The sequence below is a fragment of the Bacillus sp. NEAU-Y102 genome (assembly GCF_054788175.1).
In genome coordinates this window covers 156,176-176,230 of the sequence record NZ_JBTWFK010000002.1, presented here as the reverse complement: position 1 = coordinate 176,230, position 20,055 = coordinate 156,176, and the positions used below count along the sequence as shown (strand labels likewise).

The 20,055-nt window shown below is 35.1% G+C and carries 24 protein-coding genes and 1 pseudogene; 12 read left to right on the top strand and 13 right to left on the bottom strand.

Annotated features, from left to right (window positions below; translation table 11 throughout):
* The first annotated feature begins 102 nt into the window (after positions 1–102).
* The gene (locus ACYFX0_RS07330) at positions 103–1,191 is read left to right on the top strand and encodes an NAD(P)H-dependent flavin oxidoreductase (protein WP_142398760.1); all 1,089 of its coding nucleotides are present in this window, start codon (positions 103–105) and stop codon (positions 1,189–1,191) included.
* 21 nt (positions 1,192–1,212) lie between these two features.
* Here the strand turns inward: ACYFX0_RS07330 and dltD are convergent, their stop codons facing one another.
* The 5 genes from dltD to ACYFX0_RS07305 all read right to left on the bottom strand — a co-directional run bounded on the left by dltD (position 1,213) and on the right by ACYFX0_RS07305 (position 5,538).
* Positions 1,213–2,388: a D-alanyl-lipoteichoic acid biosynthesis protein DltD gene (gene dltD / locus ACYFX0_RS07325; protein ID WP_460270169.1), complete on the bottom strand. Its 1,176-nt coding sequence runs from the start codon at positions 2,386–2,388 to the stop codon at positions 1,213–1,215.
* Complete coding sequence (dltC, locus tag ACYFX0_RS07320; protein ID WP_000807310.1) at positions 2,385–2,624, bottom strand: D-alanine--poly(phosphoribitol) ligase subunit DltC; 240 nt, start codon at positions 2,622–2,624, stop codon at positions 2,385–2,387. The genes dltD and dltC overlap by 4 nt, the downstream gene beginning before the upstream one ends.
* A gap of 68 nt (positions 2,625–2,692) precedes the next feature.
* Positions 2,693–3,868: a D-alanyl-lipoteichoic acid biosynthesis protein DltB gene (dltB, locus tag ACYFX0_RS07315; protein ID WP_000127954.1), complete on the bottom strand. Its 1,176-nt coding sequence runs from the start codon at positions 3,866–3,868 to the stop codon at positions 2,693–2,695.
* The gene (gene dltA / locus ACYFX0_RS07310) at positions 3,865–5,379 is read right to left on the bottom strand and encodes a D-alanine--poly(phosphoribitol) ligase subunit DltA (RefSeq protein ID WP_000770497.1); all 1,515 of its coding nucleotides are present in this window, start codon (positions 5,377–5,379) and stop codon (positions 3,865–3,867) included. The genes dltB and dltA overlap by 4 nt, the downstream gene beginning before the upstream one ends.
* Positions 5,380–5,391: 12 nt before the next feature.
* A complete protein-coding gene (locus tag ACYFX0_RS07305) occupies positions 5,392–5,538 on the bottom strand; it encodes a teichoic acid D-Ala incorporation-associated protein DltX (RefSeq protein ID WP_000440293.1) in 147 nt (48 codons plus the stop codon).
* A gap of 329 nt (positions 5,539–5,867) precedes the next feature.
* Between ACYFX0_RS07305 and ACYFX0_RS07300 the strand changes: the two genes are divergently transcribed.
* The 5 genes from ACYFX0_RS07300 (at position 5,868) to ACYFX0_RS07280 (ending at position 9,088) form a co-directional block, all read left to right on the top strand.
* Positions 5,868–7,037, top strand: coding sequence for an amidohydrolase (locus ACYFX0_RS07300; protein WP_106081443.1), 1,170 nt, complete (start codon positions 5,868–5,870; stop codon positions 7,035–7,037).
* Between the two features lie 224 nt (positions 7,038–7,261).
* Positions 7,262–7,438: a hypothetical protein gene (locus tag ACYFX0_RS07295; RefSeq protein ID WP_000929009.1), complete on the top strand. Its 177-nt coding sequence runs from the start codon at positions 7,262–7,264 to the stop codon at positions 7,436–7,438.
* Complete coding sequence (locus ACYFX0_RS07290) at positions 7,431–7,877, top strand: flavodoxin (protein WP_000041154.1); 447 nt, start codon at positions 7,431–7,433, stop codon at positions 7,875–7,877. The genes ACYFX0_RS07295 and ACYFX0_RS07290 overlap by 8 nt, the downstream gene beginning before the upstream one ends.
* A gap of 24 nt (positions 7,878–7,901) precedes the next feature.
* Positions 7,902–8,675, top strand: a complete 774-nt coding sequence (locus ACYFX0_RS07285) for a hypothetical protein (protein ID WP_000544580.1) — start codon at positions 7,902–7,904, stop codon at positions 8,673–8,675.
* Positions 8,676–8,926: 251 nt separating this feature from the next.
* Entirely contained in the window at positions 8,927–9,088 is a 162-nt protein-coding gene (locus ACYFX0_RS07280; protein WP_000651086.1) for a hypothetical protein, read from the top strand.
* Between the two features lie 2 nt (positions 9,089–9,090).
* On the opposite strand, the gene ACYFX0_RS07275 is transcribed toward ACYFX0_RS07280, so the two are convergent.
* Positions 9,091–9,993, bottom strand: coding sequence for an aminoglycoside phosphotransferase family protein (locus tag ACYFX0_RS07275; protein WP_106081442.1), 903 nt, complete (start codon positions 9,991–9,993; stop codon positions 9,091–9,093).
* Between the two features lie 83 nt (positions 9,994–10,076).
* Between ACYFX0_RS07275 and ACYFX0_RS07270 the strand changes: the two genes are divergently transcribed.
* Complete coding sequence (locus tag ACYFX0_RS07270) at positions 10,077–10,595, top strand: hypothetical protein (RefSeq protein WP_016097984.1); 519 nt, start codon at positions 10,077–10,079, stop codon at positions 10,593–10,595.
* 81 nt (positions 10,596–10,676) lie between these two features.
* On the opposite strand, the gene ACYFX0_RS07265 is transcribed toward ACYFX0_RS07270, so the two are convergent.
* From ACYFX0_RS07265 to ACYFX0_RS07255, 3 genes are all read right to left on the bottom strand, one after another.
* Positions 10,677–10,826: a hypothetical protein gene (locus ACYFX0_RS07265; protein WP_000744623.1), complete on the bottom strand. Its 150-nt coding sequence runs from the start codon at positions 10,824–10,826 to the stop codon at positions 10,677–10,679.
* 17 nt (positions 10,827–10,843) lie between these two features.
* Complete coding sequence (locus ACYFX0_RS07260) at positions 10,844–11,017, bottom strand: hypothetical protein (RefSeq protein WP_000341062.1); 174 nt, start codon at positions 11,015–11,017, stop codon at positions 10,844–10,846.
* Between the two features lie 76 nt (positions 11,018–11,093).
* Complete coding sequence (locus ACYFX0_RS07255; protein ID WP_000665558.1) at positions 11,094–12,452, bottom strand: MATE family efflux transporter; 1,359 nt, start codon at positions 12,450–12,452, stop codon at positions 11,094–11,096.
* A gap of 186 nt (positions 12,453–12,638) precedes the next feature.
* Between ACYFX0_RS07255 and uppP the strand changes: the two genes are divergently transcribed.
* Positions 12,639–13,430, top strand: a complete 792-nt coding sequence (gene uppP, locus ACYFX0_RS07250) for a bacitracin resistance undecaprenyl-diphosphatase (protein ID WP_000796263.1) — start codon at positions 12,639–12,641, stop codon at positions 13,428–13,430.
* Positions 13,431–13,461: 31 nt separating this feature from the next.
* Here the strand turns inward: uppP and ACYFX0_RS07245 are convergent, their stop codons facing one another.
* Positions 13,462–14,049, bottom strand: coding sequence for a thioredoxin family protein (locus ACYFX0_RS07245; protein ID WP_106081441.1), 588 nt, complete (start codon positions 14,047–14,049; stop codon positions 13,462–13,464).
* 33 nt (positions 14,050–14,082) lie between these two features.
* Positions 14,083–14,513 (bottom strand): annotated as a pseudogene (locus ACYFX0_RS07240) (regulatory YrvL family protein).
* Between the two features lie 161 nt (positions 14,514–14,674).
* Here ACYFX0_RS07240 and ACYFX0_RS07235 point away from each other — a divergent pair.
* A complete protein-coding gene (locus ACYFX0_RS07235) occupies positions 14,675–15,094 on the top strand; it encodes a MarR family winged helix-turn-helix transcriptional regulator (protein WP_000081433.1) in 420 nt (139 codons plus the stop codon).
* Between the two features lie 155 nt (positions 15,095–15,249).
* The gene (locus ACYFX0_RS07230; RefSeq protein WP_000184928.1) at positions 15,250–15,405 is read left to right on the top strand and encodes a hypothetical protein; all 156 of its coding nucleotides are present in this window, start codon (positions 15,250–15,252) and stop codon (positions 15,403–15,405) included.
* Between the two features lie 22 nt (positions 15,406–15,427).
* On the opposite strand, the gene ACYFX0_RS07225 is transcribed toward ACYFX0_RS07230, so the two are convergent.
* Positions 15,428–16,663: a dicarboxylate/amino acid:cation symporter gene (locus ACYFX0_RS07225; protein WP_016097994.1), complete on the bottom strand. Its 1,236-nt coding sequence runs from the start codon at positions 16,661–16,663 to the stop codon at positions 15,428–15,430.
* Positions 16,664–17,637: 974 nt separating this feature from the next.
* On the opposite strand from ACYFX0_RS07225, the gene ACYFX0_RS07220 reads away from it, so the two are divergent.
* A complete protein-coding gene (locus ACYFX0_RS07220) occupies positions 17,638–18,981 on the top strand; it encodes a TrkH family potassium uptake protein (RefSeq protein ID WP_000454114.1) in 1,344 nt (447 codons plus the stop codon).
* Positions 18,982–19,016: 35 nt separating this feature from the next.
* On the opposite strand, the gene ACYFX0_RS07215 is transcribed toward ACYFX0_RS07220, so the two are convergent.
* The gene (locus ACYFX0_RS07215; protein ID WP_072939640.1) at positions 19,017–19,382 is read right to left on the bottom strand and encodes an imidazole glycerol phosphate synthase; all 366 of its coding nucleotides are present in this window, start codon (positions 19,380–19,382) and stop codon (positions 19,017–19,019) included.
* Between the two features lie 188 nt (positions 19,383–19,570).
* Here ACYFX0_RS07215 and ytfJ point away from each other — a divergent pair, with 188 nt between their 5' ends.
* Entirely contained in the window at positions 19,571–20,038 is a 468-nt protein-coding gene (gene ytfJ, locus ACYFX0_RS07210) for a GerW family sporulation protein (protein ID WP_000204241.1), read from the top strand.
* Positions 20,039–20,055: the final 17 nt, after the last annotated feature.

Genomic DNA, 20,055 nt, shown 5'->3' with positions numbered 1-20,055 from the left:
CTTCTCTTTCAATATATTCGCTTCATATGAAGTTCAACCCTTGCAAAAGCAGGGGAAAGCTTATCAAATAAAGAAGATATAAGGGAAATAGGAGGGAAAATGATGTTTACAAGTCGAGTAACAGACATATTAAAAATTGAGTATCCCGTTGTTCAAGCCGGTATGGCAGGCGCGATTACGACGCCAGAACTTGTTGCAGCAGTAAGTAATAGCGGAGGATTAGGGACGCTTGGAGCGGGCTATATGAGCCCAGAACAAATTCGTGAAGCGATTTATAGAATAAGAGAACTAACAGATAAGCCTTTCGGTGTTAATTTACTTGTAACGAAAGAGATACAAATAGAAGAAGAGAAGGTAAATGAGGCGAAAGTATTACTAAGCGGAGTGAATAGAGAATTAGGTATAGAAGTAGAAGGAACGTTAAAGGTTCCAAAAAGCTATAAGGAACAATTACAAGTGCTATTAGATGAAAAAGTACCGGTCGTTAGCTTTGCATTTCAAACGTTAGAAAAAGAAGAAATAAGTGATTTAAAAAGAAGTGGAATAAAAGTCATTGGAACAGCTACCCATGTGAAGGAAGCGAAAGTACTTGCTGAGCTAGGAGTAGATATTATTATTGGGCAAGGTAGCGAAGCAGGAGGGCATAGAGGAACGTTTATTGGGAAAGAACGAGATGCTATGATTGGTACGTTTGCGTTAATACCTCAGTTAGTAGGGGCTGTTCCGCATATCCCAATTGTCGCAGCAGGTGGTGTAATGAACGGACAAGGGCTTGTTGCGGCATTGGCACTAGGAGCAGAAGGTGTTCAAATGGGATCAGTCTTTTTAACAAGTGAAGAGAGTATTACGCACGATGTGTATAAAGAAGCGGTTTTACATAGTACAGATACGAGCACAACTGTAACTCGTGCGTTTTCCGGGAAATATGCACGCGGTATTCGGAATGAATTTATAGAGAGACATGAAGGAAAAGAAGAAGGGCTTCCGATGTATCCAGTGCAAAACGTATTAACTTCTAAAATACGCCAAGAGGCAGCGAAGCAAAATAAGGAAGAATATATGTCACTTTGGGCAGGACAGGCAGCATCATTAGCTCGAATCGAATCAGCTCAGCATGTAGTGGAGCGAGTTGTGAAAGAAGCGGAGAATGCAATCGAGCAATTACAAAATATATACAAAAAGACCACTTGAGTAATTCAAGCGGTCTTTTCATTAGTTTGCTTTATAAAATTGTTGGATGGCTTCGTCGATGTAAACCCAGCCTTTCCAACCTAAGTGCATATGATCTTTTAAGAAGTATTTATCGTATTCATGATTTGAGAAGTCGGCAATTGGATAACCAGCTTTTTCGATTTGCTCATGAACTTTCTTATAGTATGCTTCGCGGCGTTCTTTCGGGAAGCCAGCGTAGTCGTACCAAGGACCTTTGACAGGAACAGAAATGAAGAGCGGTTTTGCACCAGATTGTTTTAATAAATCAAGTACAATTTGTAAATCTTCATATTCTGGCGATTGGTCATAAGCATCATTTTTTAAGTAACCTTCACGTTGTTTTAATTTTTTCTTAATTTTGCTATTGAAATAATCATCTTCAATACCGTATTCGTTAGATCCAGATTCCACTGCACCTGTTTGATCCGCATGTTTACGAGCCTCTTCCCAGTTCATTTGTTTTAATGAAGGGTCAAGCTTTTCTTTGTGCGGTTTAATATTAAACATGGCTGTAAATAAATCTTTACGATCTAAAATGTTATGGTAAATATAAGCGAAAGGTTTAGCAGCAAGTGCTTTTACTTTATACTTCGTATCATCATAAGCGATACCTTCAAGTGAAATTTTTAATAAAGTTTCTTTTTTTACAATCTCAAAGTTTAATAAACGCTTTGCAATTTGTTTTTTCATTTCAGGTTTTAAATCATTGTTGAAAATGAAGTGGTAACCTTGTTGTTTTGAAAAGTTTGGTGCAAAGTGCGTTTCATCAATACCTTGTGGTACAAACCATTGCGGAGAAAGAACAAATACCATTTTCTTATCTTTCAATTGATCCATTGTAGATGCGAAGTTTAACACATGTACAAGGTCTTGTGTTCCGCCGCGTCCAAGAAGGAATGGCGTAAATCCTTCAGGCTTTACTTTAAAATAATTAGATGGATGGAAAGCATCCATACGTGCGAATTCCGATGAACCGTACATTGGAAGATATTTTGGATTTGCTAACATCTTTTGCTGTAAAATCATACTTTGAATTTTTTCTTCTTTTAAAGAAGTAGCAGCTTGTTCTACTTTTTCATCACTTAAAAGTGGAAGTAGGAAGCGCGTTGGAATAAGTAAGAATACAGCAAAAAGGGCCAATGCTAAAAGCATCGGACCAAATTTTGCTTTGTTCATCGGATTTCTTCCAACTTCTTAATAACCATGTTTGGTGTAGCCCACTCGTCACGGTCAAAATCAGAAATAGAAACTTCAATATCTAAACGCTCTTGGAATTCAACTAATAAAGATACTACAGCGAAAGAATCAAGGATACCTTCTTCAAATAATTGAACATCTAAGTTTTCTTTCACAATATCGTTTTCACATACTTCTTCTAAAATATCTAATACTTGCTCTTTGAATTCTGCCATTTTTAAAATCTCCTTTATATCCGAAATATATTATATGTGCAACTTCTTAATGGAATAAGAAGGGTGCATTAAAAGTATCTGTTAAGGTGTCCAGAGAAGATTAGGAAACCGAAACATACAACGTGGAACGTAATTACAATCGCAAGGATGCGTGTGAATTTATTATTTGGCCAAAATTTATGCTTTTTGTTTTTTCGTTCGAAAATATCGAATAAAATAAACAGTGCGGCATGATATAGACCATAAATAATATACTGCGCAACAGCGCTTCCTTGGATATGCCAAATTCCCATAATGAAAAAGTTTAAAAATGCACCGATATATGAAATTGTGTAACGGTTCTTAATTAACTTTTTCTTCGTTGCAAAAAAGACGAAACGCATGTAAATAAAATCACGGAACCAGAATGATAAACTCATGTGCCAGCGGTTCCAGAAGTCTTTAATATTACGACTAAGGAATGGCTTATTAAAGTTTTCTGGCGTTTTAATTCCCATCATATAACTTACACCAATTACAAAAGAGCTATAACCAGCAAAATCAAAGAATAGATATAAGCTATAGCTATACATGTAAATCATATTTGAAAAGATTGTATCGTGTTGAGCGAATGCTGGATCCATACAATATTGCTTTATTAAGTAAGCAATAATAAATTTATACAAGAAACCTTGGAAAATACGATTTAGTCCTGTATATAATAAATTTTGATATTCTTCAGCGCTAGGTGGCTTTTGAATATCTTTTTGGAATCTTCTGTAACGATCGATAGGTCCTGTTGAAATTGCAGGGAAGAATAAAACGAATTCCCAGAAGTTAAAGAAAGAAAGCTCTTTAATTAAACCATCACGAACTTCAAATACCATTTGAACTGCTCTGAATGTTACGTAAGATATACCTAGAAAAACAACAAGTTTTAACTCAGGTAATAACGATGCAAATGGTGCGATTTTTGCCAAAATAAGAGGCAAAATCGATAAAATAACAGCTATGCAAAATGTGAATGTACTATTATTTTGTTTTCTTAAAATTAAATAGCCTTTAATAAGGGCATATTGCCAAATAATAAATGCAGCTAACATCATTGCTTGCTTTGGTTTATCTGAGAAGATAATAGCAAGCATGACTAATGTTAAAACGGCATTATATTTACGCAACATTTTACCTTTTAATCCAGCTATGATAGTAGGTATTAATAAAATGCCCACTATAGCGAAAAAATAAAATGATCCATATGCGGTCATGCTGTAACCTCACTCAATAATTTTTTGCGATCTACCTTTCCATTTGGTGTCATTGGAATAGAAGATTGATACATGAATTTACGTGGAATCATGTAGTTTGGTAATCGCTCATTGAGTTCTTTTTTGATTGCAGATGTTAATTTGAATTCTTTTTCAAACGAATGCTCTCCAGGAACAACAACCGCTAATAAATAATCGTATTTCTCACCTTTTTTAATTGGAACGATAACTGCTCCCTCAACGTAAGAACACGCACGAAGGTGATGCTCAATTTCTTCTAATTCCATTCGATAACCATGCAGCTTAATTTGGAAATCAAGACGACCATTATAGAATAGAAGACCATTTTCTACATAGCCAGCATCGCCTGTTTTATAGGCGCGCTCACCGTCAATCATAGTAAATGCTTTTTCTGTTAATTCAGGGCTTCCTAAGTATCCAACGCTTACGCTTGGACCGACAATTACGATTTCACCTTTTTCACCATCAGGTGCAATCGTGCCATCTTCTTTCATAATAAGAAGGCGACAGTCTGATTTACAATAGCCAACTGGAAGTGATTTGTATTGATCAAGTACTTCTTCTGTAACGTGAATACCTGTTACAGCGACAGTAGCTTCTGTTGGACCGTACGTATTCATAATTGTTGCATTTGGGAAACGCTCAATTAATTTTCTAGCTACTTCATTTGGTAATACTTCACCACAGAATAAGAATGTTTTCATGTTCGGTAGCATACTCTCAGAGAAGGATGCTTCCATTAAACACATTTCAGCGAAAGAAGGTGTGGAAGTCCATACTTGTATATCCGATTGCTCTAAAGAAGCAAACAAGTCTTTTGGACGCGCAATCATATCTTTATCGATTGCCCAAAGTGTACCACCTGTTACTAATGATGGGTAAATATCCATGACAGATAAATCGAATGAGAAAGGTGCTTGGTTTAAGAATACTTGCCCTGTTTGTAAGTTAAAATCTTCTACAGCCCATTTTGTAAAGCTAACAAGGCAGTTATAAGTAATCTGAACCCCTTTCGGATTACCTGTGCTTCCTGATGTGTAAATAATGTAGAAGTTCTCATCACCTTTTACCGCATGTTCAGGATTTGGAGTGTTCCCTTTATGAGTAAAGAAAATATCTTTTAAGTTGTCTTCACTTACGATGCGAACTGGTAAATCAGTTACAGTTACTGCTGCTGCCGATAAAAGTAATTTCGCACCAGAATTTTCAGCGATACGTTGTACACGATCAGCTGGGATAGATAAATCTACAGGAATATAAGCATGTCCAGCTTTTACACATCCTAAAAAGTTAATAATCATTTCAGGTTGCATATGGCCATACACCATAATTGGTGAACGATCATCTGGATACGCAGAAGAAATCCAATGTGCTAACGCATCAGAATCTTCCTTTAATTGTTTGTACGTAATTTTCGCATCTCGCCAAACAAAAGCAGTTTGATCAGGCGTTTCAATAGCCCACTTTTCAATTAGTTCTAATAACTTCATAACGTTCCCACCCTAGAATTCATTGTAAATAAATGTACTTGTGTTTGTATCATGGAATCCATACAACCAAAGTAATGCAAATAAAATTGCAAGATAATAAACCGTCTTTGCAACCCATTGTGTGAGTGGTCGAGACCATATCTCTTTTAATCTTTCCATGTCTTTCCCTCTCTTAATGAAATAATAGCTCTTTGTAGGTATCATGTCCTACATTATTGTGAAAAAAACAAAATCCCACATTTTAGGTAAAAATAAGTCAAAAGGCTCTTTTCTGATATTAGCACTAAATACTAAAAAAGAAAATCCCTAACTTAGCAATTATATTACATTCAGCATGAATTTGTAATGGGTTTGATATGTAAATAGGAAGTGGATTGTGTGAATGTATAAAATTGCCCTGAGAGAATGTATAGAAATGCAATATTTGTTTGCATTTTTTCATAGTTAATGTATGAATTCCTAAAGTTTCTTAAAAGGAGGAATCTCTAATGACGAGGGTTTGGAAGGATCTTATTTCAGAAGAAAACATTATAAAATGGAGACGACATTTCCACAAGTATCCGGAATTATCATTTCATGAAAAAGAAACTTCGCAATTTATATATGATACATTATGCTCGTTTTCTTCTTTTGAAGTAACGAGACCGACGAAGTATAGTGTACTAGCAATTAAAAGAGGCGTGAAGCAAGGGAAAGTGATTGCGATTCGAGCTGATATAGATGCTTTACCAATCCAAGAGGAGACAAGGAAATCTTATACGTCTGTAAATAAAGGAGTGATGCATGCATGTGGGCACGATGCTCATGCAGCTATTTTATTAAGTACAGCAGAGATGTTATCAAATATGAAGGAAGAGTTTGTAGGGGAAATTCGTCTATTCTTTCAGCATGCAGAAGAAGCATACCCTGGTGGTGGACAAGAAATGGTCGAGGCGGGCGTTATGGACGGTGTTGATTATGTAATAGGTTTACATGTTATGTCTGGATTGGAGAGCGGAAAGATAGGTATTGCGTATGGGCCAATGATGGCAGCTCCAGACGTATTTACAGTTGAGATCCAAGGCAAAGGAGGACATGCAGCACGTCCAGAAGAAACGATTGACCCTATTGCTATCGGAGCACAGATTATTACAAATTTACAACATATCGTATCAAGAAATACAAGTGCTTTCATGCAAAGAGTCGTTTCAGTTACGCAGTTCCATGGGGGAATGGCTGATAATATTATTCCAAGTACAGCAACTTTAATGGGAACTGTACGTTCTTTTAATCAAACATTAAGAATAGAAGCAGAAGGGAAAATCGAAAAAATTGTGAAAGGAATTACAGAAGCACATGGAGGAGATTATACATATACGTATCGATATGGATATGATCCGGTTATTAATGATGAATATATTACGAAAATAGTAGAAGAAAGTGCACTACATTTGTTTGGGAATGAGCGTGTTGTTAAGCTTGAACCTTCTATGGGTGGGGAAGATTTTTCAGCATATTTAAGAAAAGCACCCGGTTGTTTCATTAAATTAGGAACAGGTAATGAAAATATATATACTTGTTATCCACATCATCATCCGAAATTTGACGTGGATGAATCAGCATTAATTTGTGGAGTGGAGCTATTCTTAGAGACTACTATAAGATTACTAAAATCATAGAAAAACAAAAAAAGGCAACTGCGCTCTATCGCAGTTGCTTTTATTTCTTTCCGTCAGAGAGGGCTGAGAAAGAACTATGCTCATTTATAGTATATGAATAGCTAACGGACAAGCTTGTACATTTTAATCATCTTTTTAAAAATAGTTGTTGACATTGATAATCAATGTCAATTAATCTAAATATAGTTGAAATTGATAATTATTATCAATAGGATGGATGCGACATGTTAATGAGAAAAAAATTTCACCTTCTACGGAGGGGATTAAAAGATAAAAATAAAGATGTTGATCAGCATATGGAATGGCAACGAAATGTAATTCGGTCTGAATATGTAGATGAGAAGAAGAGCATTCAAACAGAAAAAGAGATACAAAGTAAAGGGAGAGGTTCAGTTGAGTAAGTTAGTAATGATTTTTGCAAGTATGAGTGGAAATACAGAGGAAATGGCTGACCATATTGCCGGCGTAATTCGTGAAACAGAAAATGAAATTGAAGTTATTGATATTATGGATTCACCAGAAGCTTCTATATTGGAACAGTATGATGGAATTATTTTAGGTGCATACACATGGGGAGATGGTGATCTTCCTGATGATTTCTTAGATTTTTATGATGCAATGGATTCTATTGATTTAACTGGGAAAAAAGCGGCCGTATTCGGATCATGTGATTCGGCTTATCCGAAATACGGAGTGGCGGTTGACATTTTAATAGAAAAGCTACAAGAGCGCGGAGCAGCAGTTGTGTTAGAAGGACTAAAAGTAGAATTAACGCCAGAAGATGAAGATGTAGAAAAATGTTTACAGTTTGGAGCTAAATTTGTAAAACACCTTTCTTAATGGCAGAAGGGAGCTGAAGAGCAAGTGCATGAGAAAATCTCAATCAAAACGATGACAGATTATCATTTGTATGATTTTATGCGGTGTCCGCATAAATTTTATTTTCGTCATATAAAAAGAAGAGAACCTTCTTCATTTGAATGGCAACAAATAGCGCAAATGATTGTGAATCAAATTATTAACGAGTATTACACGCTACCTGCGGGTCAACAAACGAAAATTGTACTTTTAATATTAATAGAAAAGTATTGGAAAAAAGTAAGGATTAATATGTTTGCTTCGAAGACGGAGTACTATATTGTATTAGCGAAGCTAACGGATCACTTATTACAGTTTGTTGAAAGGGATGATAGTCAGACACCACCATTGTTTTTATACGAGAAGTTTCAAACATATATGGAAGAGTTAGGTGTCCACATGTCATTGACATTTGAAGTTGGTGAGTGGAATGCTGAGTCGTTTGTAATTAAAAAGTATGTTGTCGATGCGGATGAGGAAATGCTTGCTCTTTGTCAGAAGCTAATGACAGTATTCAGTTATAAAGCTTTCGGCGTTCTTCCAGGAAAAATTGAAGTTATTAATTTAATAGAAGGAACTAAGTATGAGTACATTCCGAAACAGGAAGATATTATAACTGGAATGGCTGATTTATCTAGAATGAAAGAAATGTTACAGCAACCTGAGCATTATACTGAGCGTCATTTTCGTTCTGAGTGTATAAGTTGTGCGTTTCGTAGTGAATGCCAAAGGGAAGAAGTAAAGAAAGAAGCGAAACAGAAGAAAAATATAGTTCATTAAAGGATGCAACTTTGCATCCTTTTTTGTTATTGACATGAAAAGCTTTTCATCATTTACGGTATATTTGTAGCAGATTTTAATAAAGTGAAACTTTAATCAGTGGGGTTTTGTTCATCACCCACTGATTATTAGCCTTAACCAATCGGGCTTTAACGGGCAGCCCGACCCCCACCTAACTTCTTTGCTTCCGCTGAATTTTGAGGTGGGGGTCTTACTGCCCGCAAATAGCGGGATAAAGGGAGGAATAATCAATGAAAGATGAAACGAAAGTATTTCAATGGTTAAAAGAACAAAATGCTCCTTTTGAAATTCAACTGCAAATCTTACAGGCATTTCAATTGTATAAAGTTATTGTTGAAATGGATAAAAAGTTAATGATGTATGAGGAAAGAGTATACAGGGAGAGAATGTAATCTCATCCCTGTAATATCGTTTTTAGCTGTTCTGTACTTGTAATGAATTCGAGTTCATTCTCTGACTCAAAGTTATAAATAATATTATGTAGTAAAGGACTGTATTGATAAAAGGTAGTAATGCGGTGAATGAGTAATGGATCATGATGAGAAATAAGTGTACTGTACTGTTCATATACAGATGTAGTAAACTCATGTCCGAAATCATAATATAGTCCTGCAAAATCAAAAGCAGGATCGCCAATTTGCGCATCACCAAAATCGATAACACCTGAAATGCTTTTGTTCTGCTTGTTAAATAAAATGTGATGATGTGTAAAATCAGCGTGAATGATTGTGTTTTGAAAAGTGGATGTAGCTAAACATGCAAAGAAATTTTCAAATAAGCGATTTAAGGCTAGTTTCTGTAATGAAGTAAGGTTAGTAGTGAGATATTGGTTTAATTTTGTTTGTAGCTCTTTCCAGTAGGTACATGTTTTTCTAATAGGGAAACATAGCGTTGTAACTTGGTTTAAAGGAATACTATGTAGTACCGCAAGGAAAGTAGCTAATTTTGTAATAATTGCTTTCAGCTCTGTATCCTCCAGCGTGGCAATTGTTTCTGTTTTTAATGGTTCACCATGAATGAGAGTATAGTAACTACAAAGAGGAACCTCATCAGATTCATTTTTATAAATTAGGTGATATTGTGGAACTTCGATTTCTTGTAGTGATTGAGTGAGAATTGTGCATAGTTCTTTTTCTAACGGAATTCGCATTGCATATTCCTGTTTTCGCGGGAAACGAAACAGTAGCTCATCATTTACTATAACTGCTACATTATCCCATCCTCCTTCATTTTGTTTATATGAACGTATAGAAAGATTAGGCAAAGCTTCTTTTATATAATGTTTGTAAGAGTCCATAATTGTTCCTCGTTTCTGAGTTAAGTTATTCTACTTTATGATATCAGAATTTTCTTTCTATATGTTAAAATATAGCTATCATTATGAAGAAGGGCGGGAGTATTACGAAAAAAAGATTGTTAATCATTTCTCTATGTATCACTTTTGTATTGTTTTGGTCATATAAAGAGAAGGTTTTTGCTACCTTTAAACCGATTGATCAGTACGAGTTAAATAAGGAATTAAAGAACAAAAGTATAGAAAATTTAACTCATAATGAAATGAAAAAGGTAGGAGAGCATTTTGTGACCGAGCAACTATCAGTGTTTGAGTTTACTAATAAAGAAGATGTGAAACGAAAAGGTGAAGAACTATTTTTAAATAGAGGGTATGAACAATTAATGGGAAATTATTATCCAAATCGTTTTCAAGATTTAGAGTATAAATTTACAAACGAGGAGATACGTGAAGAGACCGATGAGAGTTTTCTTTATCAAGCTGTAGCGTACGTTGCGGGTACTGAAAATGGTAAGAGAAGCAAAATGAAATTGAATTATGAAGTGAAAATTGTAAAGGTTAATAATATATTTATGGTGCTAGAACAAAAGCAGCGCGTACAATAAAGGAAATTCATTGCTCAATAGAACATTTGGGGGGGTACTACTTAATGCGGAATAAAAAGGCCCTCAAGGAATCAAGGGCCTTTAAAGATTTTCATTTTGTTGACCAAGTTCTTTTTGAGCAATATATAAATTTCCTTGCTCGACTTGTTTAAGTGTATGAACAGAATCTCCTGCATATCCTTTTTGTGTTTTAACAGTTCTTTTTGAACGATTGGAATTTTGTTTCTTCATATAATAGGCACCTTTCATCAAAAATAAACGAAAATGATAAGTATGAGTAATACAGCAGCGAAAATGGTAATGCCCATTAAAAACGAAGTGTTTTTATATTTAGGTGGCTTATGTACATCTTGCCGATATCCAGGTGAAATTTCAGGGGCAAATTCTTCATCGAATGATTGCTTTTTTTCTTTGTCGTCCATATGTACCCACCTTTCTTTTTCATTATATTACACGTTACAAGAAAAAATATGCATAAAGAAAACAGCCGCTTTATTATTAGCGGCTGTTTTGTGTTGCATATTTTCGTTGTACTTGAAAGAGACGGATAAGTAGGAAGGCAGCGCCAAATGCTAGACCGATAATAAGACCGATCCAATAGCCTTTTGCGGCCCATTCTGTATACGTTGCTAGTATGTAACCTAGTGGTAGACCTATTATCCAATAAGCAATTAAAGTCATAATTAGAGCAACATTTACATCTTTATAACCACGCAGAGCTCCTTGTACAGGGGTTGCAATTGCATCTGAAATTTGAAATAAAATCGCAAAGATAAGAAATTCTTTTGCTAAATGATGAACTTTTGCATCTGTCGTATAAATAGAAGCAATTTGATTATCAAAGAAGTAGAGAAGAATCGAATATAATAAAGCAAAGGCAAGGGCTAATCCAATTCCAATCAGTCCGTATTGTTTTGCATTATCGTAACGTTTTGCTCCAACTTCGAATCCGACTGCAATAGTCATTGCCATTGCTAAACTTAGCGGAGTCATATATAACAAGGAAGCAAAGTTCATAGCTGCTTGGTGAGCTGCAATAGTTGTCGTACTAAAATTACTCATCATAAGCGTTACCGCAGCGAAAATACTTGTTTCAAAAAAGATAGCAAATCCGATAGGGACGCCAAGCTTTAAGAATGCTGTCCAACTCGAAAGAGAAGGACGATATAATTGTTTGAAAATGTTAAAAGAGGCAAAAGGCTCTTTCGTCTGAATAATAATGACTGTAATAATTAAAATGCACCAATATGTTGCAGTGGAAGCAATTGCTGCTCCGACACCACCAAGCTTTGGGAAACCGAAGTTACCAAAAATTAATAGGTAATTTAATATTACGTTAATTGGTAATGATAGTAATGTAATAATCATCGTTGTTCGAGTTTTTCCTAATGCATCAATAAATCCACGTAAAACAGTGTACGTGAATAAAGGTATAATTCCTATTGCGATAATACTTAAAAATTGAGCTGCAATTCGTTCCACAGGTTCTTCTAAGCGCATGCCGTTTAAAATAGGTGAAACGACGAAGAAACCGATGAGGATAACAACGAAGCTAGCACAAATTGCTAAATAAACTGCTTGTATGACAACGTGGGGAACGTCCTCTTTTTTCTTGGATCCAACGAGCTGTGCAACAATGGGAGTAGTAGCCATTAAAATTCCTGTTAATCCCGTACTAACTGGAAGCCATATACTTGTTCCAATTGCAACACCTGCTAAATCAGTTGGACTTGCATGTCCTGACATTGTTGTATCAAAAAAACTCATCGCAAATAATGACATTTGCGTTACGAAAATCGGAAAAAATAGTAATACAAATTGCTTTAACTTTTGTGAGAATGAAGTAGTTTCTTTCATAAAATCCCCTTTCCGTATAAAAAAACAAACTCTTACTATCATACAATTTAATCAAAGATTAGAAAAGAAATACGCGCCTACAACATATGAAACCAATAAAAAAAGGATGCACTTTGAAAAGGGATAAGGTATTATGATAAGGTGTGAAAAAATTACATATTATTTGTTATTAAGGAGGCACTACTTGTGGCTGATTGGTTAATTGGTTTAATCATGGGTGCTGTTGAAGGGTTAACAGAGTTTCTACCAGTATCATCAACAGGACATATGATTTTAACAGGACATTTAATTGGATTTGAAGATGAGAGAGCGAAAGTTTTCGAAGTTGTTATCCAATTGGGATCGATTTTAGCAGTTGTTGTTATATTCTGGAAGCGTCTATGGTCGTTAGTTGGAATAGGAAAAGTAACAGACGGACCATCGTTAAATTTATTACATATTATTATCGGGATGATTCCTGCCGGGGTACTTGGCGTATTATTCCATAGCACTATTAAAGAGGTTTTATTTGGTCCAGGACCAGTTGTTATTAGCTTAGTAGCCGGTGGTATTTTAATGATTGTTGCTGAGAAGTTTTCAAAACCAAGTACAGCAAGAACGTTAGATGAAATCACATATAAACAGGCATTTACAATTGGAATGTTCCAATGTTTAGCTCTTTGGCCAGGGTTTTCTCGTTCTGGTTCTACAATCAGTGGTGGTTTATTAGCTCGCGTGTCGCATACAGCGGCAGCTGAATATACGTTCATTTTAGCGGTACCGATGATGGTAGCTGCAAGTGGGTTAGATTTAATTAAAAGCTGGGATGTATTAAGCTCAGCAGATATAACGCTATTTGTAACAGGATTTGTAACTGCATTCGTTGTTGCGATGCTTGCAATTGTTTCATTCTTGAAATTATTATCTCGTGTAAAACTAACACCGTTCGCTTACTATCGTTTCATTTTAGCTGCGGTATTCTATTTCTTCATTATGTAATAAAAAAACCTGCCGAGCTCGGCAGGTTTTTTTATTTTACTATTTTTTCCACCATATTTTCCATTACATGCTCCCAAAGAGAAGTATCATCAGCTAATGTAGCACGGAAATTAGCATACATTTCTTTTTGTTTTTCTTCGAATGTTGGATCTTCTTTTTCAGGTAATGTAGCGCGCATTGAAGTTACTAATTCTTGTACTTTTGGAGCGCGTGGTCCAAAGACGGCTTGTTCCTTTCCATCTTTATCAATGAAAATAAAGATTGGAATCGCACGTGCTGTTCCATTTGTTAAATATTGATCCATTAATTCTAAGTTTTCATCACGAATTAATAAACTCATATCAATATTTGCAACTTCAGAAATTCGTTTCATAACAGGTACGCATAAAAGAGCATCGCCACACCAATCAGCAGTTAATACGATAACACGCCAGCCGTCATTTTGACGTTCTTCTAATACAGGAAGTAATTCATTTGGAATTAAAAAGTTATTGTAAATGTGTAGTAGCTCGTATTGGTTTACTTGCATTTCATTCACATATGTATCAAAGGACATACCTTTATCAGCCCATTGTTGTAAGTTCATAATTAACACCTCTTTAGTAAGATTTGCTTTCATTGTACCAATTTTTATATAGAAAAGCTTGTATTCTTACTCTTTCTCGTCACTTAATAATTTATTTAAGAGGAAAAAGAATAGTACGACACATAATTCAGCTGTGTTGGACATTTGTACGCTTTCTATCCAATTATCAGCAGTATGAATGACGAACCAATCTAGTGTAATTTCAATGAATGAGAAAAGAGTAATAGAAATCCAATTTGGCATGTTTTGTGTCAGTGGATATAGCAGCGCTTTGAAGAAACTGAAGATGAAAAATGTAATACTGTCTAAGAAAGTGATTAATAAAAAAAGAGAAGTAACGCAGTACGTGAACTATACTCTATACCTGTAATTTGAAAGATTCCTACATATACAAAAAATATAAATGCAAAAACGATAATGAGAAAAAGAGCAATAATACTAGTGATAATCGTTTTATCTTTTAGGCTGAGATTTGAGAATTTCTCCTCCTCATGCATTAAAATACCCCCTTTTTCTGGAAGTTAACTTCATTTTATCATGAAATACCTATTAAAAAACTACGAATTATGGGAAAATAAGGTGACAAAAAGTAAGATTTCATGTAAAATTATTAATAAGGTTTTTATTTAACTAAATGAAATAAAAGGAGCTGTCAAAGTTGTCTCAAAATCGAGAGCAATTAATGGAAGAACTATCGACAAATGTGTTTGCTATGTTTCGCACATTGCGTAATGATATCGGAAAAATATTCGGTGGTTACATACCGTGGAATGAATTCATCGTCCTGAGAATATTAAATCGTACGAATAAAGAAATGGTATCGCGTGTAGCAAATGAATTAAATGTGTCGAATAGTCATATTACAGCTGTTACAGAAAAATTAATTAATAAAGGTTTTGTAACTCGTTCACGTTCTACATCGGATCGCCGAGTTGTGTATTTAGAGATTACAGAACAAGGGAAAGATTTAGTTGCGAAAATGGAAGATGCGAAAAAACAATATTTACAAGAAAGATTCTCTGCACTTTCAGAAGATGAAATGAGTGTAATGATTTCGATTTCCAAAAAACTTATTTAAGTGATTATAAACAAGAAAACGCTTACGTGATGAAAAAGAAGATCTTCCTTATATATGGAAGGTCTTCTTTCGTGTGTAGTAGATGTTAAAAAATAAAATGTGTATGAAAAAAGATAGAGCGCCATACTACTAATACAAGGAAGGGAGGGAGAAATATGACGAATCGTAACGGTAGTAAAGGGAGCGGTAATCAAGGATCACCAAAGTCCGGCCAGTTTAATCAGGAATTTAGCACTGAATTTGAAACTGGTAATGATAATAAAGGGAAAGAATATCGTTCGAAAAAAGGAAGTAAATCAAAAAAGGAGTGAATATATTCACTCCTTTTTTGATTTAAGATGCTGCCGATTGATCAGTATTATATTTTTCTTCTGATTTTGCGACAATCATTGCACAAATTGCATCACCAGAAATGTTTACAGCTGTTCTTGACATATCTAGAATACGGTCAATACCAATAATTAAAGCGATACCTTCTACTGGTAGATTTACTTGATTTAAAACCATTGTAAGCATTACAAGTCCAACACCTGGTACACCAGCAGTACCAATACTAGCTAGTACAGCAGTTAATACGACCATAGCTAATTGCGGTAATGTAAGTTCAACTCCGTATACTTGAGCGATAAATACAGTTGCTACCCCTTGCATAATAGCGGTACCATCCATATTAATCGTTGCACCGAGTGGTTGTACAAATGAGCTGATTGCTTTTGGAACTCCAAGCTTCTCTTGTGCGGTTTTCATTGCAAATGGAAGAGATGCATTAGAGCTAGATGTACTAAAGCCAATTGCCATTACCGGTCCGAAATGCTTAAAGAACCGGACGATACTTTCTTTTGCTAATACCTTTAATAGGCCGCCATATACAAAGACCCCGTGAATAATGAGTACTAACATAACGACAATCATATACTTGAACATCGCAGCGACGCCTGCAAGACCCATTTTACCAACGGATGAAGCGAGCAAACCGAATGTTCCAATTGGGGCTAATTTCATAACGAGATTAACAAGATACATCATTAATTCGTTGCCCTGTTCAAGTAATGAATGGATACCTTGAACTCGTTTTCCTAAAATAGCTATACCGAGTCCAATCAATACGGCAAAGGCAATGATTTGTAACATGTTTCCGTCAGCCATTGCTTTTGCTGGGTTATCTGGTACGATATTTAGCAATGTTTCGACGAAAGATGTTTCAGTTTTTGTACCTTCATACTTAAGACCTTCTGTTTTAAAATTACCGCCAGCTCCTGGTTTTATAATAAGTGCAAATGTAACCGCTATAGAGATGGCAACCGCAGTTGTTACGAGAAAGAATGAAATTGATTTTAAACCGATTCTTCCAAGTTGTTTCGGATCTCCAAGGCCGGCAGCGCCAAGTACGATAGAAATGAATACAACAGGAACAACTAGCATTTTAATAAGGCGAATAAACAATTGACCAATTGGGTTGAACACATATTGATTTAGTGGCTCAAAGATAGATGGAGCGGCTAAATTTAGAGTGAGTCCAACAACTAGACCTAGAAATAATGCGATTAAGATTGCTTTTGTTTGTTTCAATAAAATCCCCCCTTTTGTTTTTGCGAAAGTTCTTTCTAAAGTAATTATACCGAAAAAATACCTAATTTAACAATATTTTCTGAATTTTTTGTTTTTATTTAAGTGTAGATAGACTGATTTTGTGTTTGGAAAATAAAATAGACCATCACATAGGATGGTCTAGGGAAGGGGACAATTTATGTCAATTTAATTAGGGATGGAAGCTGTTCAAAGACACTGGGGAATGTCTTAAAAATTAGGGAGGAACAACTTCGATATATATACTATAAAAGGTAGGTGTGACTCTCATGTGAACATAGGGTGAAAGAGAGAGGGAGTTTTAAAGAAAAGATAGAAAGACAAAAAAATAAGACCATCATTTATAAGATGGTCAAGGAAGGGGACAATTTATGTCAATTTAATTAGGGATGGAAGTTGTTCAAAGACACTGGGGAATGTCTTAAAAATTAGGGAGGAACAACTTCGATATATATACTATAAAAGGTAGATGTGACCTCTGTGTGAACATAGAGTGAAAGAGAGAGGAAGTTTTAAAGAAAAGATAGAAAGACAAAAAAATAAGACCATCATTTATAAGATGGTCAAGGAAGGGGACAATTTATGTCAATTTAATTAGGGATGGAAGCTATTCAAAGACACTGGGGAATGTCTTAAAAATTAGGGAGGAACAGCTTCGATACATATACTATAAAAGGTGGATGTGACCTCTATGTGAACATAGAGTGAAAGATATGGGGATTTGAAAAATAGTACATATGAAATTGTTATTGCTAGCAATATTGAGCTAGGATATATAGTTTTCCAGCATAAAACAAAAAGGAATCTGAATATAAATAAAAGTTGTAATCTATGAAAAAAAGGATTATGCTCAACTATATTATAAGAATATAAGGTTTGTCCCAATTGTTTAAGGGCTTTTTAAAAGCTTTTTATTTATGAGGGGAAAGCTTCACTTTAATAAGGGAGTTAGTGATATGGAAGTAACAAAAAAACAAGGGCTGTATAATCGTCTTATACGATTAAACCCACCACAAATATTAGCATTAGGTTTTTTCTGCTTAATTGTGGTGGGCGGTTTGTTATTAAAGTTACCATTCGCAACGAAAGCACATATTAGTTGGGTAGATGCTTTCTTTACAGCAACGTCAGCAGCGACCGTAACTGGTTTGGGAGTAGTGGATACAGCAAGTACATTTACGATGTTTGGCGAAATTGTTATTATGTTTTTAATTCAAACAGGTGGTCTAGGTCTTATGACAATTGCCATTTTAATTGTTTGGGTATTAGGCAAAAAAATCGGATTACGCCATCGTTTATTAATTGGAGAAGCATTTAATCAAACAAATATAGGTGGTCTTGTAAAATTAGTAAAGCGTGTCTTTATATTTTCGATTTGTATTGAGCTTATTGGGGTCATCTTTTTATCGTTTCGCTTTATTCCAGAGTTTGGTTTTGGAAAAGGTTTATACTATAGTATTTTTCATGTAATTGCATCTTATAATAATGCAGGATTTGCTTTATGGCCAGATAATTTAACAAGATATGTAGGGGATCCCATTATTAATATTGGGATTTGCTCTTTAATTGTAATAGGTGGACTCGGTTTTACCGTATTAATTGATATATGGTATAGTCGCAGTTTTCGAAAATTATCACTTCACTCAAAAATAATGATTATTGGAACAGTAGTGTTAAATGTTATAGCAATGATTGTAATTTTTGTATTGGAATATAATAATGTGAAGACGTTAGGGAATTTATCTTTAAATGAAAAACTATGGGCTTCCTTCTTTCAAGGTATTACCCCGCGGACAGCTGGATTTAATACGATTGACTATGGAGGTATGGAAGAATCATCTATATTATTTACGATGATTTTAATGTTTATTGGTGCAGGAAGTGTATCAACAGGTGGAGGAATTAAATTAACAACGTTTGTTATCTTAATTACATCTGTCCTTTCTTTCTTTAGAAAAAAGGAAGAAATTGTTTTATTTCAGCGTACAATTAAAATGTCGACAGTAACGAGGGCCTTAGCGATTGCTGTTGCCAGTCAAATACTTATTTTTACAGCGGTATTTATATTAATGCTTACAGAAAACTTCAGCTTTATTCAATTATTATTTGAGACAATATCAGCGTTTGGCACAGTCGGATTAACGATGGGAATTACTGCAAAGCTATCGGCATTCGGAAAATGTATTATTATGTTTGTTATGTTTTGCGGATTAATTGGACCGTTAACACTTGTGTTTTCTTTAGCGCGACCAGCAAAACAAAAAATAAAATATCCATCGGAAGATGTGTTTACAGGATAAGGTATCCCGCGTTAAGCGAGATACCTTTTTCTTTTTTAGAACAGGGAGAACAATAAACCAATAAGTGCTACTCGGAATAAAATTGCGATAAGTGCAGCAATCCCACCGACAACTGCAGCGATACCGCCAGTTACAGTAGCTCCGCGATTATAAGCGTAAATACCGAGTAAAACAGAAACAAGACCAAATAGTGTTGGGAATGTAAATAGCGATAAGATAGATAGCGCAAGAGCGATAAAACCAGCAGTTGATCCAGCGGCGGATGATTTTACAACATCTTTATCGTCTTTATCATCGTAATCATAATCAATGCGTTGTGGTGCAACCTCAGCGGCGTACTCTTCTTTATAGTCACTATCTATTCTATCTCTTCTTTTATAATCATCAAATTTCTCAGTCAAAGTCATGACTCCTTTCATAACAAGGTTCAATAGTAGTATGTATCTCTTTTTCTTTTTTATCCTGCTATTTGTGGGAGTCGAGCTACGTACACATCCTACTGATTAAAGTTTCACTATACCGGAGCATGTACAGGGAGTAGTATCTTTTAAAAGGAGGAAAATGTTTTCTTGAAATAGGAAAAGTTAGTATGACTTCCTCTATTTTGGAAAGTATAAAAAGGAATAATGAGGAAAGGGTGCAATACATAATGGAACATCCAATTGAAAATTTAATGAAAACGGCAATGACAAATTTAAAAGAGATGGTAGATGTAAATACAATTGTTGGGAGCCCGGTCTCAACAGCTGACGGAAATGTAGTATTAACAGTATCTCAGGTGGCTTTTGGTTTTGGAGCTGGTGGAAGTGATTTTAAAGGGGATTTCATTACTGAAAAACATAACGGTGGGCAAAATCAGCATAAAGAGAACAAGCAAGGGCATCCATTTGGAGGAGGAAGCGGGGCTGGGGTTTCTATTAGCCCAGTTGCTTTTTTAGTAGTCGGTTCTAACGGTGTGCAAGTATTACACCTCAATAGTAGTACACATTTAATTGAAAAGGCTTTAAATACGGTACCAAGCACTGTAGATAAATTTGTAAATGGTCGCCAAAAGTGAACTTGCATTTTTTAGGA